Origin of the sequence: Rossellomorea sp. GAMAL-10_SWC (assembly GCF_049568075.1) — a bacterium.
In the GTDB taxonomy this organism is placed as follows: domain Bacteria; phylum Bacillota; class Bacilli; order Bacillales; family Bacillaceae_G; genus Gottfriedia.
Map to the genome: position 1 here is coordinate 2,369,926 of NZ_CP144911.1, position 21,321 is coordinate 2,391,246.

24 protein-coding genes are annotated in these 21,321 nt (G+C 32.4%); 1 reads left to right on the forward strand and 23 read right to left on the reverse strand.

Going from position 1 to position 21,321, the window contains the following annotated elements; all coding sequences use genetic code 11:
- Positions 1 to 191: 191 nt before the first annotated feature.
- The 15 genes from V5E38_RS11630 to V5E38_RS11700 all read right to left on the reverse strand — a co-directional run bounded on the left by V5E38_RS11630 (position 192) and on the right by V5E38_RS11700 (position 14,170).
- The gene (locus V5E38_RS11630; protein ID WP_499213405.1) at positions 192 to 902 is read right to left on the reverse strand and encodes a DnaD domain protein; all 711 of its coding nucleotides are present in this window, start codon (positions 900 to 902) and stop codon (positions 192 to 194) included.
- A gap of 288 nt (positions 903 to 1,190) precedes the next feature.
- Positions 1,191 to 2,378, reverse strand: a complete 1,188-nt coding sequence (locus V5E38_RS11635) for a pyridoxal phosphate-dependent aminotransferase (protein WP_499213406.1) — start codon at positions 2,376 to 2,378, stop codon at positions 1,191 to 1,193.
- Between the two features lie 15 nt (positions 2,379 to 2,393).
- A complete protein-coding gene (locus V5E38_RS11640; protein WP_499213407.1) occupies positions 2,394 to 2,858 on the reverse strand; it encodes a cell wall elongation regulator TseB-like domain-containing protein in 465 nt (154 codons plus the stop codon).
- 11 nt (positions 2,859 to 2,869) lie between these two features.
- Positions 2,870 to 3,040 (reverse strand): YpmA family protein, encoded by a 171-nt coding sequence (locus V5E38_RS11645; RefSeq protein WP_082459338.1) that lies wholly within the window; start codon positions 3,038 to 3,040, stop codon positions 2,870 to 2,872.
- Between the two features lie 107 nt (positions 3,041 to 3,147).
- Positions 3,148 to 5,937, reverse strand: coding sequence for an ATP-dependent DNA helicase DinG (gene dinG, locus V5E38_RS11650; protein WP_499213408.1), 2,790 nt, complete (start codon positions 5,935 to 5,937; stop codon positions 3,148 to 3,150).
- 201 nt (positions 5,938 to 6,138) lie between these two features.
- Positions 6,139 to 6,522: an aspartate 1-decarboxylase gene (panD, locus tag V5E38_RS11655; RefSeq protein WP_025671415.1), complete on the reverse strand. Its 384-nt coding sequence runs from the start codon at positions 6,520 to 6,522 to the stop codon at positions 6,139 to 6,141.
- Positions 6,523 to 6,548: 26 nt separating this feature from the next.
- On the reverse strand, positions 6,549 to 7,394 hold the full coding sequence (gene panC / locus V5E38_RS11660) for a 4-phosphopantoate--beta-alanine ligase (RefSeq protein WP_499213409.1): 846 nt from the start codon (positions 7,392 to 7,394) through the stop codon (positions 6,549 to 6,551).
- Positions 7,391 to 8,233 (reverse strand): 3-methyl-2-oxobutanoate hydroxymethyltransferase, encoded by an 843-nt coding sequence (panB, locus tag V5E38_RS11665; RefSeq protein ID WP_097978873.1) that lies wholly within the window; start codon positions 8,231 to 8,233, stop codon positions 7,391 to 7,393. Before panB ends, panC begins: the two co-directional genes overlap by 4 nt.
- A gap of 379 nt (positions 8,234 to 8,612) precedes the next feature.
- Positions 8,613 to 9,596 carry a biotin--[acetyl-CoA-carboxylase] ligase gene (locus tag V5E38_RS11670; protein WP_097978874.1) on the reverse strand — a complete coding sequence of 328 codons (984 nt, stop codon included), beginning with the start codon at positions 9,594 to 9,596 and terminating at the stop codon, positions 8,613 to 8,615.
- Positions 9,581 to 10,774: a CCA tRNA nucleotidyltransferase gene (locus V5E38_RS11675; RefSeq protein WP_499213410.1), complete on the reverse strand. Its 1,194-nt coding sequence runs from the start codon at positions 10,772 to 10,774 to the stop codon at positions 9,581 to 9,583. The genes V5E38_RS11670 and V5E38_RS11675 overlap by 16 nt, the downstream gene beginning before the upstream one ends.
- Before the next feature lies 1 nt (position 10,775).
- The gene (gene bshA / locus V5E38_RS11680; RefSeq protein WP_499213411.1) at positions 10,776 to 11,906 is read right to left on the reverse strand and encodes an N-acetyl-alpha-D-glucosaminyl L-malate synthase BshA; all 1,131 of its coding nucleotides are present in this window, start codon (positions 11,904 to 11,906) and stop codon (positions 10,776 to 10,778) included.
- A 30-nt stretch (positions 11,907 to 11,936) separates the two neighbouring features.
- Complete coding sequence (gene bshB1 / locus V5E38_RS11685) at positions 11,937 to 12,638, reverse strand: bacillithiol biosynthesis deacetylase BshB1 (RefSeq protein WP_499213412.1); 702 nt, start codon at positions 12,636 to 12,638, stop codon at positions 11,937 to 11,939.
- A gap of 20 nt (positions 12,639 to 12,658) precedes the next feature.
- The gene (mgsA, locus tag V5E38_RS11690; protein WP_097978877.1) at positions 12,659 to 13,021 is read right to left on the reverse strand and encodes a methylglyoxal synthase; all 363 of its coding nucleotides are present in this window, start codon (positions 13,019 to 13,021) and stop codon (positions 12,659 to 12,661) included.
- A gap of 14 nt (positions 13,022 to 13,035) precedes the next feature.
- Entirely contained in the window at positions 13,036 to 13,839 is an 804-nt protein-coding gene (gene dapB, locus V5E38_RS11695) for a 4-hydroxy-tetrahydrodipicolinate reductase (protein WP_499213413.1), read from the reverse strand.
- A gap of 1 nt (position 13,840) precedes the next feature.
- Positions 13,841 to 14,170 (reverse strand): nucleotide pyrophosphohydrolase, encoded by a 330-nt coding sequence (locus tag V5E38_RS11700; protein ID WP_499213414.1) that lies wholly within the window; start codon positions 14,168 to 14,170, stop codon positions 13,841 to 13,843.
- 136 nt (positions 14,171 to 14,306) lie between these two features.
- On the opposite strand from V5E38_RS11700, the gene V5E38_RS11705 reads away from it, so the two are divergent.
- Complete coding sequence (locus tag V5E38_RS11705) at positions 14,307 to 15,179, forward strand: YitT family protein (RefSeq protein WP_097978879.1); 873 nt, start codon at positions 14,307 to 14,309, stop codon at positions 15,177 to 15,179.
- A gap of 68 nt (positions 15,180 to 15,247) precedes the next feature.
- Here the strand turns inward: V5E38_RS11705 and V5E38_RS11710 are convergent, their stop codons facing one another.
- From V5E38_RS11710 to V5E38_RS11745, 8 genes are all read right to left on the reverse strand, one after another.
- Positions 15,248 to 15,928 carry a zinc metallopeptidase gene (locus V5E38_RS11710; protein ID WP_069031878.1) on the reverse strand — a complete coding sequence of 227 codons (681 nt, stop codon included), beginning with the start codon at positions 15,926 to 15,928 and terminating at the stop codon, positions 15,248 to 15,250.
- Between the two features lie 58 nt (positions 15,929 to 15,986).
- Positions 15,987 to 16,769, reverse strand: a complete 783-nt coding sequence (locus V5E38_RS11715) for a sporulation protein YpjB (RefSeq protein ID WP_499213415.1) — start codon at positions 16,767 to 16,769, stop codon at positions 15,987 to 15,989.
- 59 nt (positions 16,770 to 16,828) lie between these two features.
- Positions 16,829 to 17,413: a DUF1405 domain-containing protein gene (locus V5E38_RS11720; RefSeq protein WP_097978882.1), complete on the reverse strand. Its 585-nt coding sequence runs from the start codon at positions 17,411 to 17,413 to the stop codon at positions 16,829 to 16,831.
- Positions 17,414 to 17,564: 151 nt separating this feature from the next.
- Positions 17,565 to 18,341, reverse strand: a complete 777-nt coding sequence (locus V5E38_RS11725; protein WP_056466650.1) for a menaquinol-cytochrome c reductase cytochrome b/c subunit — start codon at positions 18,339 to 18,341, stop codon at positions 17,565 to 17,567.
- A 63-nt stretch (positions 18,342 to 18,404) separates the two neighbouring features.
- Positions 18,405 to 19,079: a menaquinol-cytochrome c reductase cytochrome b subunit gene (gene qcrB / locus V5E38_RS11730; protein ID WP_025671403.1), complete on the reverse strand. Its 675-nt coding sequence runs from the start codon at positions 19,077 to 19,079 to the stop codon at positions 18,405 to 18,407.
- 2 nt (positions 19,080 to 19,081) lie between these two features.
- Complete coding sequence (locus V5E38_RS11735) at positions 19,082 to 19,585, reverse strand: QcrA and Rieske domain-containing protein (RefSeq protein WP_097978883.1); 504 nt, start codon at positions 19,583 to 19,585, stop codon at positions 19,082 to 19,084.
- A 143-nt stretch (positions 19,586 to 19,728) separates the two neighbouring features.
- The gene (locus tag V5E38_RS11740) at positions 19,729 to 20,178 is read right to left on the reverse strand and encodes a DUF2487 family protein (protein WP_387326896.1); all 450 of its coding nucleotides are present in this window, start codon (positions 20,176 to 20,178) and stop codon (positions 19,729 to 19,731) included.
- 601 nt (positions 20,179 to 20,779) lie between these two features.
- Positions 20,780 to 21,319: a YpiB family protein gene (locus V5E38_RS11745; protein ID WP_499213416.1), complete on the reverse strand. Its 540-nt coding sequence runs from the start codon at positions 21,317 to 21,319 to the stop codon at positions 20,780 to 20,782.
- Between the last annotated feature and the right edge of the window lie 2 nt (positions 21,320 to 21,321).

The following is a 21,321-nucleotide window of genomic DNA, read 5'->3' on the forward strand; positions in this document are numbered from 1 at the left end:
TCCTCGCTTCAGACTACCTGACAATCGCCGCTTTCTTCGTTGTTTCGGCTGCCCTGTAGTGCTCATTACCCTTTAAAGGTTACTCCGCTCTTCACCAAGCTTCACGCCTCGAAAGACAAACGCTTTTTTGACAGTCTGTTTAAATTTTTTGTACATTGTTTACACAATAAAGCGAGGAGCATGTCCTCGCTTTATTTTTCAAGCCAATTATAAAAAGGAATTGATCCTGTATACTTTGTTTCGTTATGTGGTTCTCTTGTTTCTTTTTTTCTAAAATGCTTACTATAATTCATTGCTTGGTCTACTTGCTTTATTCCATTTTTCTTCCACTCAAAAAGAATACGATCTATATAACGAAAATTTAATTTCCCACTTATAACTGCTTCTTTAAGTGCTGTTTTTATTAGTTTTTCATTATGATCATCTTGGTCCATCCACATTGTTAAAGTTTCAATCTCAAAAGGAGACAATAATCTACCAAATTCTTTTTCAAACACTAAGTAAATTGATTCCTCTTCTTGTTCAATAATTGAAGGAATAGTATGTTTTTCATTTGATTGTTGACCATTCTGGGTCAAATCAATTAATTTTAACCATAGCGGAGATAGTGAATATGCCTCACAACGTAAATTATGATGGTCAATTTCTTCTGTAATTTCTAATAAACCTTTTTTTAGAAGTTCTCGAATAACTTCCATACATTTTTGTTCATTTATTGACATAATCTTTGCTAATTGAGTAGGTGTTGGAAACGTATGACCTTGTTGTTGAAAAGAGAAAAGCTGTAGTATCATGACTAGTTCTTCTTCATTTATGTTTAAAGAAGAATAATGACTGAGAAGTATATTTGGAATACTAATATTCCCAAATTGAATCCAGTTTAGAATGCTATTATTATTCACTTCGAACACCTCTAGCATAGTATAGCATGATTACATAAAATATACAGTAAAAGAAACTCGTGAAATAAAAATAAATAGAGGCATGTAAATCACACCTCTATTTTAGTATATCTATTTAGTATTTAAAAAACCAACTAATAAATTATTTAATTAAGGATATAGTCAGTTTAATAAATTGGAAATGCTTTTGCTTAGTGGTGCTTAAAATTAATACAAAAAATGTATTGAAAAAAGCTAAGCATTTGCTTAGCTTTTTTATTAAAAAATATGAGTTACCAACGATTGAAATTAACTTAAGATACTTGCTTTCATAAATTGCTCAATGCGATCTAAAGCTTTATCTAACTGTACTTGAGATGTTGCATATGATAGGCGGATATTATCAGGTGAACCAAATCCTGAACCAGGGATTACCGCTACATTAGCTTTTTCAAGTAATTCAGTAGAGAATTCATCAACATTTTGATATCCAGCCATTTTAGCTGCCTCAGTCACATTTGGGAATAAATAAAATGCACCCTTCGGTTTAACACAGCTAAATCCTGGAATTGTAATTAAGCGCTCATAAGTTTTATTTAAACGATCTTCAAACGCTACTCTCATTTCCTCAACAGGACCATCGCCTAACTCATATGCTTTAATCGTAGCGATTTGAGCCATTGTAGTAGGATTTGAAGTAGAGTGGCTAGCAAGATTTGTCATGGCATTAATTATTTCCTTATTACCAACAGCATATCCAATTCTCCATCCTGTCATTGAATGAGATTTTGATACACCATTGATAATAATCGTTTGCTCTTTAAGCTCTGGGCTTAACGAAGCAATTGAAACATGTTTTGCACCATCATATACTAATTTCTCATATATTTCGTCAGAAACGATTAATATATCATGTTTTAAACAAATTTCTCCGATTGCTTTTAATTCTTGCTCATCGTAAATCATACCAGTTGGATTACTTGGTGAATTAATAATGATCGCTTTTGTATTCTCTGTAATCGCTGCTTCGATTTGTTCAGGAGTTACTTTAAATTGTTGATGTTCATAACCTTCAATAAATACTGGTACACCTTCTGCTAATATAACTTGCTCAGGATAGCTTACCCAGTAAGGTGTCGGAATAATTACTTCGTGACCAGGATCTAAAATCGCTTGGAAAAGTGTGTAAAGTGCATGTTTTGCACCATTTGTTACAACAACCTCTCCTGGGGAGTAAGTTAATCCTTGATCTTTCAATAACTTATCACAAATCGTTTGTCTTAAAGCTGGTAAACCGTTTGAAGGAGTATATTTAGTTTGGCCTTTAAGCATTGCTGAATAAGCTTCTTCAATAATTTCAACTGGTGTATTAAAATCAGGCTCACCTGCTCCTAATCCTATTACATCAATTCCTTGATCCTTCATCTCTTTTGCTTTTGCTGTAATAGCTAGTGTTGTAGATGGTGTTAGTGCACTTACTCTTTTTGCTAGTTTCATCTTGTTAATTTCCCCCTAAATACTATAACGTTTTAAAAGCTCTCCATTTTCGAAAGCAGCGTAGTAAAAATTATATCGGCCGTCTTGGTCTATATATATTACTTCCCAAAGTGGTATTTTGTTCTCTATTCCTAACTTTACTTTATGTATTTTTTTTGGGTTTCTCTCACTGACAACTTTGTCAATGATTTGTTTTTGGGTCAATCCTTCACTTTTCTTTCGTGTAATAACTTCTCCATCCTGTACCCACGCGATCATTTCATTATTTGCATCATCTTTACCACTTACAACGATCGCTTGTTCTTTTCCATGGAAATAATCAGAAGTTTCCACAGATTTTAAATACCCTTGATTTAAAACAAGCTCTTCGGCATGTTTTTTATCATCACTTAGCTTTGAAATTGATGATTGATAGGTGGCGATTAAAAATAATGATAGAAAAATGATGCTTAATCCAAGGATGACTAACCATTTTTTCATATATACCTCATTTATGTTCGATAAATTGTAAATACCGCATATTCTTGATCTTCTTTATCAAGTGCAAGTCCAAACATTAAATCTTTTTCTTTTAAAGTACGATTTAAACTATCAACAATTTTGTATAAATCTCTAGTATATTCAATTTTTGTTGTTGATAATACTTCAATATTTGAATTCATGTTGCTCCTCCTAAAAATGTATTATAAATACATTACAATTTATGTCATTATACCACACGTCTAACCTTAAATCCCCTACTATTCTTATGCTAAATTTTGAAAAACTCCTAAAAATCTTTTAATAATTCATCCATTGTATTAATTTTTATTTTGTTTTTCGGGATTAACTTTAAAAATTCTGAACCATAACTAGTATTTATTATGCGATTATCTAAAACAAATAATGAACCTTGATCTTTTTCATTTCGGATAAGACGACCATAACCTTGTCTGAACTTAAATACTGCTAATGGTAAAGCTAAACTTGAGAAAGAATTTTCTCCAGCTTTTTTTAATAAATTTGATTTAGCAATAAACATAGGCTTTTCAGGGTTTGTAAACGGTAAGCGTACAATGATTAAACAATCTAATTCTTCATTAGGTAGATCAATTCCTTCCCAAAAAGTGTTCGTACCTAATAAAATTGTTTGTTTAGATTGTAAAAACTGTTTTATTAACTTTTGTTTTCCACCAGGAGAAACACCTTGAGCTAATACAGATGAATTCAGTGAGTCTAAATCTTGTATTAATTGATCATAAGTCTGTTTTAATAAATCAAAAGCTGTAAATAAAACTAATGTTCTACCTTTTATTTCCGTAACAATTTTGCGAATTGTATTCGAAGTTTGTAATGCATACTCTTCTTGTGTAATCTCTTTTATTCCCATTAAATCTGAAGGAATATAGACCCTCATCCCTTGGGCAAAATCATTTGGGACAGGGTAGATTTTTTCAATAACATTGTTATTTTCACTAATTCCTAATGATGACTTTATAAATGAGAAGGATGAATCAATCGACATTGTAGCAGATGTTAGTACAATAGAATTTCTTCCACTAATTAAATAATTTTGTATTAAATCTGCATTTTCAACTTTCTCACTATAAAGCATTGTCGTATGAAATGAACCTTTTGCTTCAGTTTCCATCCAACAAATATAATGATCATTTTTATCGAATAATATTTCATAAAGACCATTTTTCATGCTTTTTAATTGGTCAATAATCATTTTAAACTCCGTAACGATTGAACGGTGAAACGCTGATACCTTATTATCTTCAATTAAATTTAAATATTGCTCGCAACCCGTGAATAAAGTGTTATTCACATGTATTAATCTATTCGCACATTCTTGAATAACCTTCCAATTTTGGCTAGCAGTATTTTTATCACTTAATGTTATTGACTGTCTAATATTTTCTTTATCAAGTTCATTTTGTTTACTTAAAATAAAATCACGTAATAACCTAAATAACTCATCTGATTCATACTTTATTTCTTTTACTAAATGATCAACTTTTTTCCACCATTTTTCACGATTTGGTATTCCCTCATCAAATTTATATAATCGGTGAACAAGTTCATTACTATCAGTAGTACTTAATCTACTTAAATATTGATAATATTTTAAACAAGAAAAAGTAATTCCAAAAGTTTTTGATGCAGTCTCCTCAAGAGTATGTGCCTCATCAATTACAATCGTTTTAACAGAATTAATTAAGTGATCTTTATTTTTTAAAGTAGACAATAAATATGCATGGTTTGTAATAATTATATCGGCTAACATTAATTGATTTTTAGCCTTTTGATAAAAACATTTATGAAACCAAGGATTTGCTTTTTTATTTTCACTTTCTTCGTTACAACAAACACGATCCCATAAATGTAAGCCACCTGAAGGAAGTGATAATTCATCTAATTCCCCAGTTTCAGTTTCAGTTAACCAAACTGTAATCATAGCCTTAGATAAAATACTATCGTAATTATCATCAAATTGTTCGCCAACAATATACTCAAATTTTTGCAGACATAGATAATTTCTTTTACTTTGTATAGAAGCTATTTTTAACTGAAATGGAACTATTTTTTCAACCGTTTTTATATGTTTTTTAAGTAATTGTTTTTGTAACGCGATGGTACTTGTACTAATGACAACTTGTTTGCCAAATTGTTTTGAGAAAAATGCTGATGGAATTAAATAACCAAATGTCTTGCCAACACCTGTCCCAGCCTCAGCTAAGAGAATATTATTCTGGCTAAATGCATCGAACACATCGTGCATATACGCAAATTGTTCATCTCTTTTTATAAAATTTGGAATTTCTACAGCCATCTGATCTACAAGCTCACGTTTAAGATGCTCGTCGAATTCTACAAAATCTTCTTCTTCTTGAGGTAAACTAAAGCTTCTTTTTTTAAGCGCTATTCGTCTAAATTCTTCATAATCAACAGATTCATTTGAAAAGGATTCAGATTGCTTTTGAAGTAGATCCGAAATATAGTATGTAATGTCACTTTTAAAGCTAGTGCTAAGTTTTTCTAATATTTTTAATGATGCATATGGCAAGCTCTCAAGTTTTTTTAATAAAATGGTTAATAATTCGGCAGTTACTTCAGCATCACTATCAGCTTGATGTGGGTTTTCATGTTGTATATTGAATACTTTTGCTAAATCGGATAATTTATAACTAGTTAAAGTTGGATATAAAATTCTTGTTAACTCCACTGTATCAATAGCTAACGGTGAAATTTTTGGTAAACCAATCCGCTCAAATTCTTTTTGCAAAAATGTTAAGTCAAAATGCACATTGTGTGCAACAAAATAAGCGTCATCAAACATCGGGTATAATTCTTCGACTATTTGTTCAAATTGAGGAGCATATTGAACCATTTCATCTGAAATCCCTGTTAGTTCAGAAATAAAGGTTGGAATATTCATATTTGGATTAATAAAACTTGAAAACTGTTCAATAACTTCTCCACTTTCCAATAAAAAGGCTGCAATTTGAATAATTCGATCTTGACCTCTATTATTATTTCCGGTTGTTTCTAAGTCAACGACCACAAATTTATTCATATTTTGCCACCTCCAAATTCTCTATATAGATATTATTTTGCATAAACTGATTAAACAATGCAACCAACAAAAAAATCCCCTAAAGAAGGGGATTTCAAATTGCCCTCAAACGCTCGTTTTCTTCGCTGTTTCTCTTGTTGTGTTAAATACTTTTGATCATCATCATGTAACTTCATGCTTCGAAATTCAAAAGTTGACTTTTTACTTAACTGTACCTGCAATTTCTTTGCCAATCATTTCGACAATTTCATTTGCATCATTTAAAATAGCAATCTTTGGTTCATGTTGATCCAGTTTCTCTTCCTCTACCTGACCATATGCAATAATAATTACTTTGTCGCCTTCTTGAACCAATCTAGCTGCTGCACCGTTAAGACAAATTACACCACTTCCACGTTTTCCTGGAATAACATATGTCTCAAGTCGTGCACCGTTATTATTATTTACAATTTGAACTTTTTCGTTTTCAAGTACATCAACTGCATCCATTAAATCTTGATCAATTGTAATACTTCCAACATAATTTAAATTAGCTTCTGTAACTGTAGCTCTATGAAGTTTTGCTCTCATCATTGTGCGAATCATGTCATTTCCCCCTAGTTGTTCAATCCTTAAATAGAAATTAAAATATTATCGATTAAGCGAGCATTAGAAAATTTAACTGCTAACGCAATAATTACTTTTCCATTTATTTTATTTAAAGGCTCTAAATCTGGATAAGAATAAATACTTACGTAATCTACTGTTCCAGATGTTTCACTTTGTATTGTAGAAATAATATTTTGCATAAGTTGATTTGGATTTAAATTCCCATTATTTATCTCTTCAACTGCTTTTTGTAAACTTTTATAAAGAACTGGTGCTTCTTGTCTTTCTTTGTCTGTTAAATAGACATTTCTAGAACTTTTAGCTAATCCATCTTCTTCTCTAATAGTTGGAACTGGATTAATTTTTACAGGAATATTAAAGTCTTCAACTAAACCTTCAATTACAGCGACTTGCTGAGCATCCTTTAATCCAAAATAAGCCTGGTCTGGTTGAACAATATTAAATAATTTTGTTACAACTAATGCAACACCATCAAAATGTCCAGGTCTTTTTTCACCACAAAGGACATCTACTCGTTTTGTTACTTTCATAGTTGATTTTAATTCATTAGGATACATTTCTTCAACTGTTGGATAAAAGAGGCAATCAACACCAGCATTTAGTGCAACTTTTTCATCTCGTTCAAAGTCCCTTGGATATCGATCAAAATCTTCATTCGGGCCAAATTGAGTCGGATTAACAAAAATACTTAAAACGACGATATCATTATTTTTTCTAGCTTCTTCTAATAATGACGCATGACCTTCATGTAAAAATCCCATTGTTGGAACAAATCCAATCGATTTTTCATTTTTTCTGTGAATTTTTAATTCATTTCTTAAATCATTTATCGTGTGAAACACTTTCATTGCGAACTTCCCCCGTATAATGCCTTTAACTGTTCTTCTTTCATCGTAAAAGAATGTTTAGTATCTGGAAATTGTCTAGTTTTAACTTCTTGTACATATGAAGCAATTGCATTTTCAATTGTTGTAGAGACATTTGCATACTGTTTAACAAACTTAGCTACACGACCAACACCATATGTTATTAAATCATGGTAAACAAGTACTTGACCATCTGTATCAACACCAGCACCTATTCCTATTGTTGGAATGGAAAGATCCTTGGTAATATCCTTTGCAATTTGCTTTGGTACACATTCAAGTACGATTGCAAATGCACCTGCTTCTTCACATTTTTTTGCATCGTTAAACAATTTCATCGCACTTTCAGAGTCACGTGCTTGTACTTTATAGCCACCTAATACACCTACAGATTGAGGAGTCAATCCTAAATGAGCTACAACTGGTACTCCCGCGATTGTTAATGCTTTAATCACATCTAAGACATTTTCATCTGCACCTTCAACTTTAACAGCGTGTGCATCACCTTCTTGCATAATGCGACATGCACTACGTAATGCTTCTTCTTTTGAAAAGTGGTAAGACATGAATGGCATATCTGTCACTATAAACGTATTTTTTGCCCCTCGTTTAACAGCTTTTGAGTGATGAATCATGTCATCTACAGTCACCTTAATTGTAGAATCATATCCTAGGACAACATTCCCAAGTGAGTCACCGACTAAAATCATATCTACTTCACTTGCTTCTGCTAATAGTGCTGAAGGGTAATCATAAGCAGTAATCATGACAATTGGGTCATTATTTTGTTTCATGTTTAAAAAATCTTTTGTTGTTTTCATCTTTTTTCCTCCTTTTAAATGAAGAGGAAATGGGGGCTACAATAAAAAAACTTTGCTCAAAAGAGAACAAAGGAAAATTGTAAACCGTCTCATTCCTCTGTCCCAGTCCTTATAGGATCAAGGCAGACACATTTTTAGAATTGATTTTTTAAAACCTGGTGTAGTTCTTCTTAGGATACTAAAGTTTGATTAACCCTATTCAGATACCACCCTTGAAGTATCAGCGATAGTCGCGACCCTTCCAATACAGTTTATAGTAAGAATAGCAATTAAGTAAAGAAAAAACTTGGTATTATTTACAAATATACGTGGCAATTATACAACAAATAAAATAACTCTCTTTCAAATATAAAAGAGAGTTGTTTTATTTCGTATTACATTATTTATTTATCGAAATATCCGCTGAATAAATTGTATGAACATTACCTAAGTGGTCTTCAATCAATAATTGACCTTCATCAGTAATTCCAATGGCATTACCGACAATTTCTTCGGTTAAAGTCGTGGCTTTTATTTGTTTCCCTAGCGAAATTGCATAGCTTTCCCATAAAATTTTTATCGGTTTAAAACCTTTTTCTAAAAATATTTCATAGAACTTTTCAAATTCAGCTAATATAGCTTGAATTAAATTTGCCCTCAGAAAGGTTTGTCCTTTTTCAATACGTAATGATGTAGCAATATCTGACAGTTCTAATGGGTAATCTTCTTCAACTTGATTTACGTTGATCCCAATACCTATGACAACGCTTTTAATGCAATCAGCGTCACCTTGCATTTCAGTTAAGATTCCACAAACTTTTTTATTATTGATTAAAATATCATTTGGCCATTTTATATTTGGATGTAAACCGGTCACTTTTTCGATGGCTGAAGCAATGACTACAGCCGTTAATAATGTTAGCTGAGGTGCTACTCTAGGTGAAATAGCTGGTCTAAGGATAACACTCATTGCTATTGCTTTTCCATCAGAAGTTAACCAGTTTCTTTGTAATCTGCCTCGACCTAATAATTGACGCTCAGCCAAAACGATCGTACCTTCTGGAGCATCATTTAGCACTAATTCATTAGCAATCGTTTGGGTTGAATTAGTTTCTTCTTGGTACACGACATTTCTTCCAAATTTTTTCGTTTCTAAACCAAGTTGAATATCCGTTGGAGTTAATCGATCAGATTTGCCTGTAATTTTATATCCAACCTTCCTTACTGCTTCAACTTCAATTCCCTCATCTTGCAATTCTTTCATGTATTTCCATATTGCAGTACGTGAAATTCCTAATTTATCACTCAAAAATTGACCTGACAAATATTCATTACTATTTTCCGTAAACAATTGTATAATTCTTTCTTTTACTTTTGAAGCCAATTTATGAACCACTCCTTAACAGCAAGTTGGTTATTCTCAAGCTGTTTCTCTACTAATTGAAATTCTATTTCACTTAATACTTCTTTCAACCATGGACCACCTTTTAATTGTGACCATTCTAATAAATCATTACCTGTAATACATATATCTGACTTAGAATAAATCGGTAATTGATTATATATATTTTTTAATAATTCCTCATTAAATTCATTTGCATTGATATGATCAATGACACACTGTAAACGCTCATATTTTATTGCATCCTGTAATCCAACTTGATATAACTTTGTATTGCTCCATTTAATTTTCGTTTCATTTAACAAATGATATATCTTTAATATTTGTTTCATGCGACTATTCGACATCTTCCAATTTCTTAAAACCTGTTCTGGGTTATCAACATTACATTTATATATTATTAGCGCCCAAATCTCTTCAATTGTTTTTAATGATTGAATAGGAAGTTCTAATAGATCATTAAACTGATTTTTATATTCTTTTAAGCTTGGAAGATGATTTACTAAATTTGTTTGTATTAATAGTCCGATGCCTTTTTTAGGTGACTTTCCTATTAACATTTTTTCTATTTCAACCGAAATGCGTTCAATGGCTATATTTTCAATTAAATGTTTATTTGATTTAATTGCGTTAATCGTTTCATCATGTAAACGAAAATCTAATTGGCTTACAAACCGTATACCTCTTAGCATTCTAAGAGCATCTTCTTGAAATCTTTCCTTAGCTTCACCAACACATCTAATTAGCCCATCATAAAGATCAATTGTACCATTAAAAGGATCTATTATTTCATTATTCGTCGTCATAGCAATGGCATTCATTGTAAAATCTCTTCGTTTTAAATCTTCTTCGATTGATTTTACGAATGTAACCTCCGATGGTCTACGAAAATCATGATATGTTGATTCAGTTCGGAATGTTGTAATCTCATATGGCTCACTATTTTGTATAACTAAAACAGTTCCGTGCTGTAATCCAGTAGGAACGGTTTTTGGAAATATTGACATAACCTCTTCAGGTAAAGCTGAAGTTGCAATATCAATATCTCCAATTGTTCTATTTAATAATTTATCTCTTACACAACCGCCGACAAAATAGGCCTCGAAACCATTTTTTATTAATTGATCTAATATCGGCTTTGCTTTATCAAAAATTTCCATATTATTTCATTCCTAATAACTCATTATAAATGGATAAATATTGTGAAACGATTTTATTTGATTGAAATCTTTCTTTAACAATTTCAATCGAGCGACTCGCTATGCGTTTATATAGTTCTTCATCTTGTAATAAGTTGAGTGTATAATAAGCGATTTGTTCAATATCTCCTAGTTCACAAATAAATCCGTTTTCTCCATGTTCGATTACTTCTGGAATCCCACCAACTCTAGTACCGATACATGGAACTCCACAAGCCATCGCCTCAAGTAACACTAATCCAAAGCTTTCTTTTGACGAAAGAAGTAATTTTATATCGCTCATTGAAAGTAACTCTTCAACATTTTCTTGCTTTCCTAAAAATAAAACATCATCCTCAATACGAAGCTCTCTTACTAATTTACATAAACTTGAGATTTCCGGACCATCTCCAACTAATAGTAACTTAGATGGAATTTCTTTTCTTACTAAATTAAATACATCTACTACATCTTTTGTTCGTTTAACTTGGCGGAAATTAGAAATATGTATAATGACTTTTTCATGCTCTAAAATCCCGTACTCTGCTTTTAATGCCCGGCAATTTCTTTTGTAATACACTCTTTCATCAATAAAATTATACACAGTTTTTATTTCTTTATCAGGGTTAACTAATTCCTCTGTTTGACGAATTAAATCATTTGAGACCGCAGTTACAACATCTGATTTTTCAATCCCGAACTTAATTAACTCTGTTAAAGATGAGTCATAACCAAGGACAGTTATATCTGTACCATGTAATGTCGTTACAATTTTAATATCATGATGAATCATTTGTTTTGCTAGAACAGCACATATTGCATGCGGAATCGCATAATGTACATGTAAAATATCTAATTTTTCACGGTTTGCAATTTCAGCCATCTTACTCGCCAATGCTAAATCATATGGAGGATATTGGAAAACTGAATATTGATTTACTTCAACTGCATGATAATAAATATTAGGATATACTTTATTTAAACGAAACGGCATACTTGATGAAATAAAATGAATTTCATGTCCTAGTTCTGCTAATAACTTTCCTAGCTCAGTTGCAATCACACCAGAACCGCCTACTGAAGGATAACATGTAATCCCAATTTTTAATTTCATTTTATCTCTCCTAAACTTCTTCATTTCTTCTTAAACTAACCAATCTGCATTTAATAGGAGTGGTCTTTTTGCCATAAACCCTTCCCCATATGGCACTCCGGCTTCTTTCCCAAAAATTTTTTCTCTTGCAATTACGCTATTTACATAGTCGTTTGTTAAAGGCGTAACGACACCATCTGGACCGGGAGTAAATTGACTTTCATATGTTTCTAAAGCTGCTCTTTTGACTTCAATCGTTTCAGAAACATCAACTATAAAATTAGGTCGATGAAACCCATTAATCATATATTGAAAAACGTGTTTTACCTTGTGAGCTTCATGATTTGTATTTACATTAAATTTTCTAATCCCAGATGAAAAAACGGCTTCTTCTACTATTTTTGTACAATTACCATGATCAGGATGACGATCCACTTCATATGGCGAGAAAATAATACTAGGCTTCGTCATTCGAATTAATGCAGCTACTTGTTTAATCGCTTCCTCAGATAAGTATAGCCCCCTATCTGGTAATGATAAATTAAAACGCTTTGAAACCCCTAAAATCTTATCTGCTTCTTCAGCTTCTTTTCTTCTAATAAAAGTATCTCCATTTGATGAGAGCTCCGCTTCCGTTAAATCACAAATAGCAACCTTATAGCCTAACTTAGTAAACTTAGCAATCGTACCTGCCATTCCAATCTCAACATCATCTGGATGCGCTCCAAACGCTAGTACATCAAAATATTCCACTTATCTCACTCTCTTTCAAACTAACTAAAAAATTTCACAACTGCCTTAGCGGTTTGAATGTTCGTTGCCACCGGGACATGAAAAACATCGCATAGCCTTAATAAAGCATTTACATCTGGTTCATGCGGTTGAGCAGTTAATGGATCCCTAAAAAAGAAAATTGCGTCCATTTTCCCTTTAGCAATTAATGCACCTATTTCTTGATCTCCTCCGAGTGGACCAGATTGAAAACGATAAACGTTTAAAGTTGTATTTTCCATTACACGTAGTCCTGTAGTACCTGTTGAAAATAGTTCATGCTGCTGAAAAAAAGATTCATTTTCTTGAACGAACGTTACTAATGCGTCTTTTCTGTTATCGTGAGCAATTAGAGCTATTTTCACTACCTACCCCACCTTTAGTCCATTATATTTTCTAATCCGTAGACTAGCTCTGTAAGCTTCATTACTTCCTCAACGGCTACTTTAACTCCAGACATAAAAGAAGCTCGATTCATTGAATCATGTCGAATTGTTAATAGTTGACCATCACCACCGAATAAAACTTGTTGATGCGCAACTAAACCAGGTAATCTCACGCTATGAACTCTCATTCCATTTAGATCTGCACCTCTAGCTCCAGCTTCAGTTTCAACTTCATTTGGATGTCCTTGTATTTTCGATTCACGAACTTCCTCAATCATTTGAACTGTTTTAAGAGCAGTACCTGAAGGCGCATCTAATTTTTGGTCATGATGTAACTCAATAATTTCGATATCTTTAAAATATTTGGCTGCCATTGCAGAGAATTTCATCATTAATATAGCACCAATTGCAAAATTTGGCGCAATAATACAACCTAGCTCATTATTTGAAGCTAACTCTTTTAAATCATCAAGCTCCTCTTTTGTAAAACCAGTTGTACCGATTACAGGGCGAATACCATTTTTTAATGCTAAAAATGCATGTTTTTTTCCAATTTCAGGTGTTGTTAAATCAACAAGTACATCAAAGCTTTCATTTTCAATACATTGCTCTAATGTTTCATATACTTTTGCTTCATCTTTAAAGCCAGGGCTAACCTTTTGGATTTGTTCTCCACCTAATTTATAATCTACTGCAGCTACAAGGTGAAAATGCTCAGTTCGATCGATTAATTGTAAAGCTTCAATTCCCATTTTACCTCTTGGTCCTGCTAATACTACTCTAATTACTTTTTCCATTTTAAACTTCCTTCCTTGTCCAACGATCTTTATCTCGAGTATTAAACTTCTTCATCACCATATCATGAGCTTCTTGTAAGTCTATATTTAGGCTATTTGCTAAACAAATCATAACAAATAAGACATCACCTAACTCTTCTTCAATTAGCTTTTCTTCTTCTGTGCTTTTCTTAGGCTTTTCACCATAAGTATGATTGATTTCTCTAGCTAACTCACCCATTTCTTCAGTTAACCTAGCCATCATTGCTAAAGGACTAAAATACCCTTCTTTAAATTGACTTATATATGTATCGACTTCTTTTTGCATTTCTTTCATCGTTTTTTCGTGCATACTAATAACAACTCCTCAATTAAATCTTATCGAATTGACCACTTTTTGACAAATTATATATTATTTTACTTGAAAAAAATACAAGATAAGATAAAAATAAGAGTTTAGGGTAATTTTTATAGTATGGAGGAAGTATATGATTTTTAAATTGAAGTTACGCAATATCTTATTTATTATTTTAGGTTCTGCAATTTTTTCTTTTGGAATTATGAATATAAATATTCCAAACAATCTAGCTGAAGGTGGCTTTACGGGAATTAACTTAATTCTTTTAGCTGAACTAAATATTCCCGTTTGGATCTCAAACTTAGTCTTAAACGTCCCTTTATTTTTTATTGGTTGGAGATTACTTGGTACAGTAACAATGCTTTATACAATCATTGGTACTGTTGCAGTCTCATTTTTCTTAAAATTATTTGAGAAATTTACTTTCAATATAGATGTTCATGGCGATTTAATGTTAGCTTCATTATTTGCGGGTGTATTTATTGGTGTAGGTTTAGGAATTATTTTTAGATTTGGTGGAACTACTGGTGGTGTCGATATCATTGCACGTTTAGCATATAAATACAAAGGTATTAATATGGGTAAAACGATGTTTATTTTTGACTTTGTTGTCATTACACTTTCACTTTTAACTTACTTAAAAGCATATGAAGCAATGTATACGCTAGTTGCAGTTTTCGTCGGAGCAAGAATTATTGATTTTATGCAAGAAGGTGCATATGCTGCTCGTGGAGCAAATATTATTTCTGAGAAAAATGATTTAATAGCCGCTCGAATTATGAAAGAAATGGAACGAGGCGCGACTTATTTAAAAGCAACAGGAACATTTACTGGAGAAAGCAAAGACGTATTATTTTGTGTCGTTCCTAAAAACGAATTAGTTCATTTAAAAAACATTATTCAGGATATCGATCCACACGCTTTTGTTGCCGTTACAGAGGTGCATGATGTACTAGGTGAGGGCTTTACATTAGATGAAAATAAAGTCCCTCTTCACCCTTAATTTTAACTGAAACAAAAAAGAGGTTCTTGGCATTAATTGCCAGAACCTCTTTTTGTTTTATATTGATATTAATCATCACTACGTGTCATACCAGTATAAATTAAAATTAATCTTAATAATTCTGCTACGGCTACTGCTGCCGCTGCAACATAGGTCAATGCAGCTGCATTTAAAACACGTTTTGCATAAACATGCTCATTCGAATTGATAATACCTAAAGTTGTAATCTGTTTTAAAGCTCTACTTGAGGCATTAAATTCAACAGGAAGTGTAACAACTTGGAACAATACACCTAGTGCTAATAAAACTATCCCTATTAATAATGCACCTGATAAGCGAGAAAACATGCCAATTAAAATAAATATATAAGAAAAATTGGAACTGAAATTGGCAACAGGTACTAATGAATGACGGAATCTTAAAAAGCTATAGTCATTCGCATCTTGAATTGCATGTCCTACTTCATGAGCAGCAACTGCAGTACCCGCTACTGAATATCCATGATAATTTTCAGTTGATAATCTTACAACTTTTGCACGTGGATCATAATGGTCAGATAAATATCCTCGAGTTTCCTCTACTGCTACATTGTATAATCCATTTTCATTTAAAATTTTTCTCGCTACTTCTGCACCCGTTAAATGTGATGTAGAACCAACTTGAGAATACTTTCTAAAAGTTGATTTAACCTTCATTTGCGCATATAAAGGTACGAGCAACAATATTAAAAAGTAAATTAGATAACTCATTGTAATTCCTCCAAGGAGTGTGATTTTACGATATTGTAATAACTTTTAGAGAAATTTGTCAATCATTATGTTCTCTTCTTTTTTTGTTCTTATTTCGATCACCTATATATTTTCTCCAACCAACATAACTTAATGTACCGACAATAATGATCCCTGTTGTAAATATTGTCCAAATAGAAACAGGCGGAATAATTGAATTACCTTGATCAAAAATGAATGATAATTCACTTTTTGTCTCATCCAACTTTTGTTGAAAAGCCGGTATAGATTCTTGGTTAATACGATAATCATCTAAAAACGAAACAAGTGAATTTATTTTTTTTACTTCATCATATGGAAGGTCCATGATAAGACTTGGATAAATAATCTCAAATTGATGTAAGAATTGATTTAATTGCGTTTCATATGCTTCAGAATTACCTCGTTTATATGCTGACTCCATATTCTGTAGTGGGGTCATAACTGACTTTTTCATTTCCTTCCACATCGGCTGCATAGTCGTTTCTCCAGCATCAATCAATAATCTCAAACCAAGTACATCGGCAACTTTTTCTTGCGGATCAATTGCATCATTTGTTAAAGATACAAGCGCATTTTGAAAAGTAACTGAAATGGTTTCTAACTCCTTTGGTGTGAAATCCTTATTCTTTTTTGCTGACGCCATATACTTAGATTCTAATTGTTCTAATAAATTTGCGCCATGAACATAATCACCATCTTGTACTAAAGAGAGCGATTGTTCAATTAACGAAGTTTCTTGATCTATTTTAGCGTACCCTTTTACGGTATTGAATGAAAAGAAAATAAAAAAAACGCTTATCCCCGCAACTAATTTTTTCATCAAACCCCTCCCTCATAACTACTAATAATTATGAGAGAAAGGACAAGATTAGAACTTGTTCAAGCACGAGCTCTATTTTTAAAAATTAACTGGTAATAAGCGATTAAAATAACAAATATAGTTAACCAAAATGTCACTAAAGCAATCCATATTCTGTAATCAGAAAGCATATAGTATTCTGGCATTGTTCCAAAAACATAGTCTAAAATAAGATCTTGTAAGATCCAAATACTAGCAACTGTCAAGTGCCATTTTTTAACTTTAAATGTCGGTGCATACAATACAGCCTGGATCGCCATAGCACCATGCGAAAAAATTAATAAGTATGCAACCGCATCAAGTCCACCTGATAAATAAAGAACCATTCCATTCATCAACACTGCCCATATGCCATATTTGACCAAGCTTACATATGCTAGTGCCTCTATTAGTCCATTCCGTTTATTTAGAATGAACAGTAGCAATACAATACAAAAAAATAATGATGCAGTTGGACTATCAGGAACAAATATTTTTAACCAACCAGGAGTAAAATCAAGTTGAGATCGATACCAATAATATCCATAGATTGTTCCAAGTACATTTATGATAAATAAAGCAATTAAGTTAGGTTTAAGCCGTAGCATACTGTAGAGTATGTTCATTATTTCACTTCATCTCACTTTCACTGAGGAGATTTAATAAATTTATAACACAAAGTTCACAATTTATATGTATCATCACATTTTTTACATGTTATTATTTCAGTATACAATACAACATAAAAAAAGAGTCGAAAATTCGACTCTCTTTTAATTACTCTGTTTTACCTGCTTTTGAAACGAATTCAGCTAGCACTTTAAGTTCTGCGTCAGTACCTTTAAATACGCCAGATGGCATCGCTTTTCGACCGTTTCTTGCGATATGAGCGATTTCTTCAGGTTTTAAACCATTATTTTGAAGACTTGGAGCTGCTGCGCCACCTTCAAGATTATCGCCATGACAAGATACACAAGTATTTTTTTGCAATAGTTTATATGCTGGATCTTCTTTATTTAATTCAACAAAAGTACGGATTTTACCTTGTTCTTTTTGTTTTTTCCAGTCATGGTGAGCCGCAGCTTCCCATGTTAAATAAATTACACCAGATAAAGCTAATAACATAAATCCTGTAGCTAATGGACGTTTAATTGGTTTTCTATGTGGACTACGATCTAAGAATGGCGCTAATAATAAGCCACCAAATGCTAATCCAGGAATTACGAAAGCACCAATTACGTTATAGTCACCAGAAGCATAGCTATATTTTAAGAATTGATATAAGAATAAGAAATACCAGTCTGGAAGTGGCGTATAGCCAGTATCAGTTGGGTCTGCAACCCTCTCAAGTGGAGATGGATGTGCAATTGTTAATGTTAAGTATCCAATTAAGAAAACTGCTCCTACCATCCATTCTTTTAATAAGAAGTTTGGCCAGAATGCTTCAGTTTTACCAGGATATTCTGAATAATCCTTTGGTACATTAGGTTTACGTCCTGCCATTGCAGGTACACGTGAGTCACCTACAAATTTCATTCCTTTACCGCGATGCATGTTCTCCCTCCTTTATTTCGACACACTTTAGTCATTTTTTACTAAAGCCCCATGCACTAAATCTTATAGTGGACCTGAAATACCTTGCTTACGAATAATTAAGAAATGGGCACCCATAAGAGCAAGTAAAGCACCAGGTAAGAAGAATACATGGATTGCGAAGAAACGAGTTAATGTTTGTGCACCGATGATATCCGGATTACCTGCAATTAACGTTTTCACTTGCTTACCAATAAATGGTGTTTGTTCAGCAATTTGCAGACCTACTTTAGTCGCAAATAACGCTTTCATATCCCAAGGTAATAAATATCCTGTAAAACCTAATCCAAGCATTACGAAGAAGATTAAAACCCCTACAACCCAGTTAAGCTCACGAGGCTTTTTATATGCGCCTTGGAAGAATACACGTAAAGTATGTAAAAACATCATAACAATTACTAAACTTGCACCCCAGTGATGCATACCACGAACGATTTGTCCGTATGCAACGTTGTTTTGTAAGTAATAAACTGATTCCCATGCATTTTTGATATCTGGAACATAGTACATTGTTAAAAACATTCCAGATAAAATTTGAATTACTGTAACGAAAAATGTTAACCCACCGAAGCAATATACGAATGCTGAAAAATGGTGTGCTGGATTAACGTGTTCTGGTACTTCATGATCAGCGATATCTCTCCAAAGAGGCGTAATTTCTAATCGCTCATCTACCCAGTCGTAAATTTTGTTAAGCACGATTATTTACCTCCTGTATTTGGTTGTAGTTTACCAAGATAGAAAGAATCACCTTTCACTTTTACTGCATAGTTGTCTAGTGGACCAAGCGGTGGTGTACCTTTAATGTTTTTACCATCCTTATGGTAACGACCGCCATGACATGGACAGAAGAATTGATTTGGAAAATCTTTATTGTCGTTCCAACCAACTGTACAGCCTAAATGCTTACAAGTAGGTGATAACGCTACGATGTCTCCATTTGAATTCTTGTACACCCATGCAATGTGTGACGCGTCAGATTTAACCCAACCATCTACCTGCTTAACTTTAAAGTCAAAGCGTTTTGGGTCAGTCGTTAAATCTTTAACTAGTCCAACTTGCACCATTGCTCCAGCTTCTTCTTTTTGTAAAACTGGGTCAATGGCAAAACGAGCCAATGGCATTAGCATTCCTGCCGCCATAAAGCCGCCTACACCTGTTAAAGTGTAGTTTAAAAACTGGCGTCTTGAAACCTTTTCACTCATGAAAATTCCCCCCTCTATCACAAGTACTCCTGTACGGACAACAGCTATAATAATAAAACTAGGACACTTTCATAATATAATAACAAATTTAGAAGGTCAATAATATCCTAATAATAATCATAGTAATAATGTTGTTTTTATTTTTATCCCCATATTTTAGAAAATAATGCATTTATGTGAGATAATTGTTTATCTACTATTACACGTTGTGATGATTCATCTAAGCTATTGATATTTAAATTAGGTAACCAAATTAATGATTGATCCATTTCAGCTTCTGACTGTCTCCAATCAAAATCACATGTTAAATAAAAAACATGCTTAATCCCACTAGCTTTAAACTCTTCATTCCAAGCTTTTAATCGGCTTATTTTATTAGAATCTTCAGGTAAATAAGTAAATTCCGGAGCGATTACAACTCTGCCTTTATATGTACGTTCAAGTTCTGAAGTAAGAATTATTAAGTCCTCTCTTTGCTCGGCTAGACCAATATTTTCTTTTTTCAAAGAAACAGGACAAAGTGGAATAATGATCGTATCGATGTATTCCAGATTCTCAATAACTTGATTTAATTCATTAGTTGTCCATTTCATCAAAATTACCTCTTTCTATTAAAATAATTTATTTATAATTGTGAAATTTTTGTGAACAAATTTCTATTTTCCATTTAACCATACATTACTATTTTAAGAAAGAAAAAAAGCCCGCTAATATAGGATTTTTCAGTCAGTGGAAAGGGATCTTTGTATTCAACTCAGTAATCCGATAAAAGTTTACTGATTAGTATAAAAAATTCAGTTGAACTTCGATCCATTACGAAGCAAATATTTCTATTAGATCAATCAATAATTCAAAAATCTTTCTATGTTAAGTGACTTTTTTACTATTTTTTTATATGAGTATTTTTTTATGAGGAATTTGCTAATCTTAAGTTTACAAACTTTAATTTTTAACTTGTAAAAATTAATTGATTCGCTCGACTCCTGTGGAATACACCAGAAGTCTAAGGACCTACTAGAATTGCATCGAATGATTAAGATCATGAATCTGACCACACTTTAAAGAGAGGGTACTAAAATGGAAATTAACCCCACATATCTTATTTAACAATAAAATTTAATTGTGTTCAATTAGCAAATACCTTTTCAACAGTAAAAAAGCCCCCATATAATGAGGACTTTTTTCAGATTAACATTAAGCTAATGAATTCAGTTGCTTAGTTAATTCTTGGAAAAGCTTTTTGTCTTGTTTATCTAGAGCTTCGTCAATCATTTTCATCAATCTGTCTTTTTGGAAATTAATAATTGAATCTGACAATAGTTTTTCAGCAATTACGCGATCTTTTTCGTTACTATTTAAGTTTTTTGGTATATGTGGGTTCTCCTCTAAAACTGAAACAAACATCGGATATTGAAAAGAAGATTTAAAATTGAGCTGGATATAAATATCCTCATCCCTATTTAGTCGAATATCGTGAAATGACTTCTCTGCATCCGTCGTCATAACATTTTGTTTATAAAAATGAAATGGGACCTCTTTAACACAGTTTGTCGACATCACTAACCCGCGTGGACAATATTTAGACTGTTCTACGAAATGAACCTTTTTCATTAAATAGTCATGGCTCATTAGGTAATTTAAAATCCAAACACATTCTCTTTGCTTTAACTGGAAATTACTTAGAAACCACTTAACAAAATCTTTCTTCTCATTCACAGATACAGGGGTTGCCATTA

What these genes read in the sequence shown, in the direction of transcription:
- V5E38_RS11735 (WP_097978883.1), bottom strand. Translation starts at nt 19,585, where the DNA reads ATGAGTGAAAAGGTTTCAAGACGCCAGTTTTTAAACTACACTTTAACA.
- V5E38_RS11645 (WP_082459338.1), bottom strand. Translation starts at nt 3,040, where the DNA reads ATGAATTCAAATATTGAAGTATTATCAACAACAAAAATTGAATATACT.
- panB (WP_097978873.1), bottom strand. Translation starts at nt 8,233, where the DNA reads ATGAAAACAACAAAAGATTTTTTAAACATGAAACAAAATAATGACCCA.
- V5E38_RS11710 (WP_069031878.1), bottom strand. Translation starts at nt 15,928, where the DNA reads ATGAGTTATCTAATTTACTTTTTAATATTGTTGCTCGTACCTTTATAT.
- V5E38_RS11640 (WP_499213407.1), bottom strand. Translation starts at nt 2,858, where the DNA reads ATGAAAAAATGGTTAGTCATCCTTGGATTAAGCATCATTTTTCTATCA.
- dinG (WP_499213408.1), bottom strand. Translation starts at nt 5,937, where the DNA reads ATGAATAAATTTGTGGTCGTTGACTTAGAAACAACCGGAAATAATAAT.
- V5E38_RS11720 (WP_097978882.1), bottom strand. Translation starts at nt 17,413, where the DNA reads ATGAACATACTCTACAGTATGCTACGGCTTAAACCTAACTTAATTGCT.
- V5E38_RS11700 (WP_499213414.1), bottom strand. Translation starts at nt 14,170, where the DNA reads ATGCACGAAAAAACGATGAAAGAAATGCAAAAAGAAGTCGATACATAT.
- dapB (WP_499213413.1), bottom strand. Translation starts at nt 13,839, where the DNA reads ATGGAAAAAGTAATTAGAGTAGTATTAGCAGGACCAAGAGGTAAAATG.
- V5E38_RS11635 (WP_499213406.1), bottom strand. Translation starts at nt 2,378, where the DNA reads ATGAAACTAGCAAAAAGAGTAAGTGCACTAACACCATCTACAACACTA.
- bshA (WP_499213411.1), bottom strand. Translation starts at nt 11,906, where the DNA reads ATGAAATTAAAAATTGGGATTACATGTTATCCTTCAGTAGGCGGTTCT.
- V5E38_RS11705 (WP_097978879.1), top strand. Translation starts at nt 14,307, where the DNA reads ATGATTTTTAAATTGAAGTTACGCAATATCTTATTTATTATTTTAGGT.
- V5E38_RS11715 (WP_499213415.1), bottom strand. Translation starts at nt 16,769, where the DNA reads ATGAAAAAATTAGTTGCGGGGATAAGCGTTTTTTTTATTTTCTTTTCA.
- V5E38_RS11725 (WP_056466650.1), bottom strand. Translation starts at nt 18,341, where the DNA reads ATGCATCGCGGTAAAGGAATGAAATTTGTAGGTGACTCACGTGTACCT.
- V5E38_RS11675 (WP_499213410.1), bottom strand. Translation starts at nt 10,774, where the DNA reads ATGGAAATTTTTGATAAAGCAAAGCCGATATTAGATCAATTAATAAAA.
- V5E38_RS11745 (WP_499213416.1), bottom strand. Translation starts at nt 21,319, where the DNA reads ATGGCAACCCCTGTATCTGTGAATGAGAAGAAAGATTTTGTTAAGTGG.
- panD (WP_025671415.1), bottom strand. Translation starts at nt 6,522, where the DNA reads ATGATTCGCACAATGATGAGAGCAAAACTTCATAGAGCTACAGTTACA.
- panC (WP_499213409.1), bottom strand. Translation starts at nt 7,394, where the DNA reads ATGAAAGTGTTTCACACGATAAATGATTTAAGAAATGAATTAAAAATT.
- V5E38_RS11740 (WP_387326896.1), bottom strand. Translation starts at nt 20,178, where the DNA reads ATGAAATGGACAACTAATGAATTAAATCAAGTTATTGAGAATCTGGAA.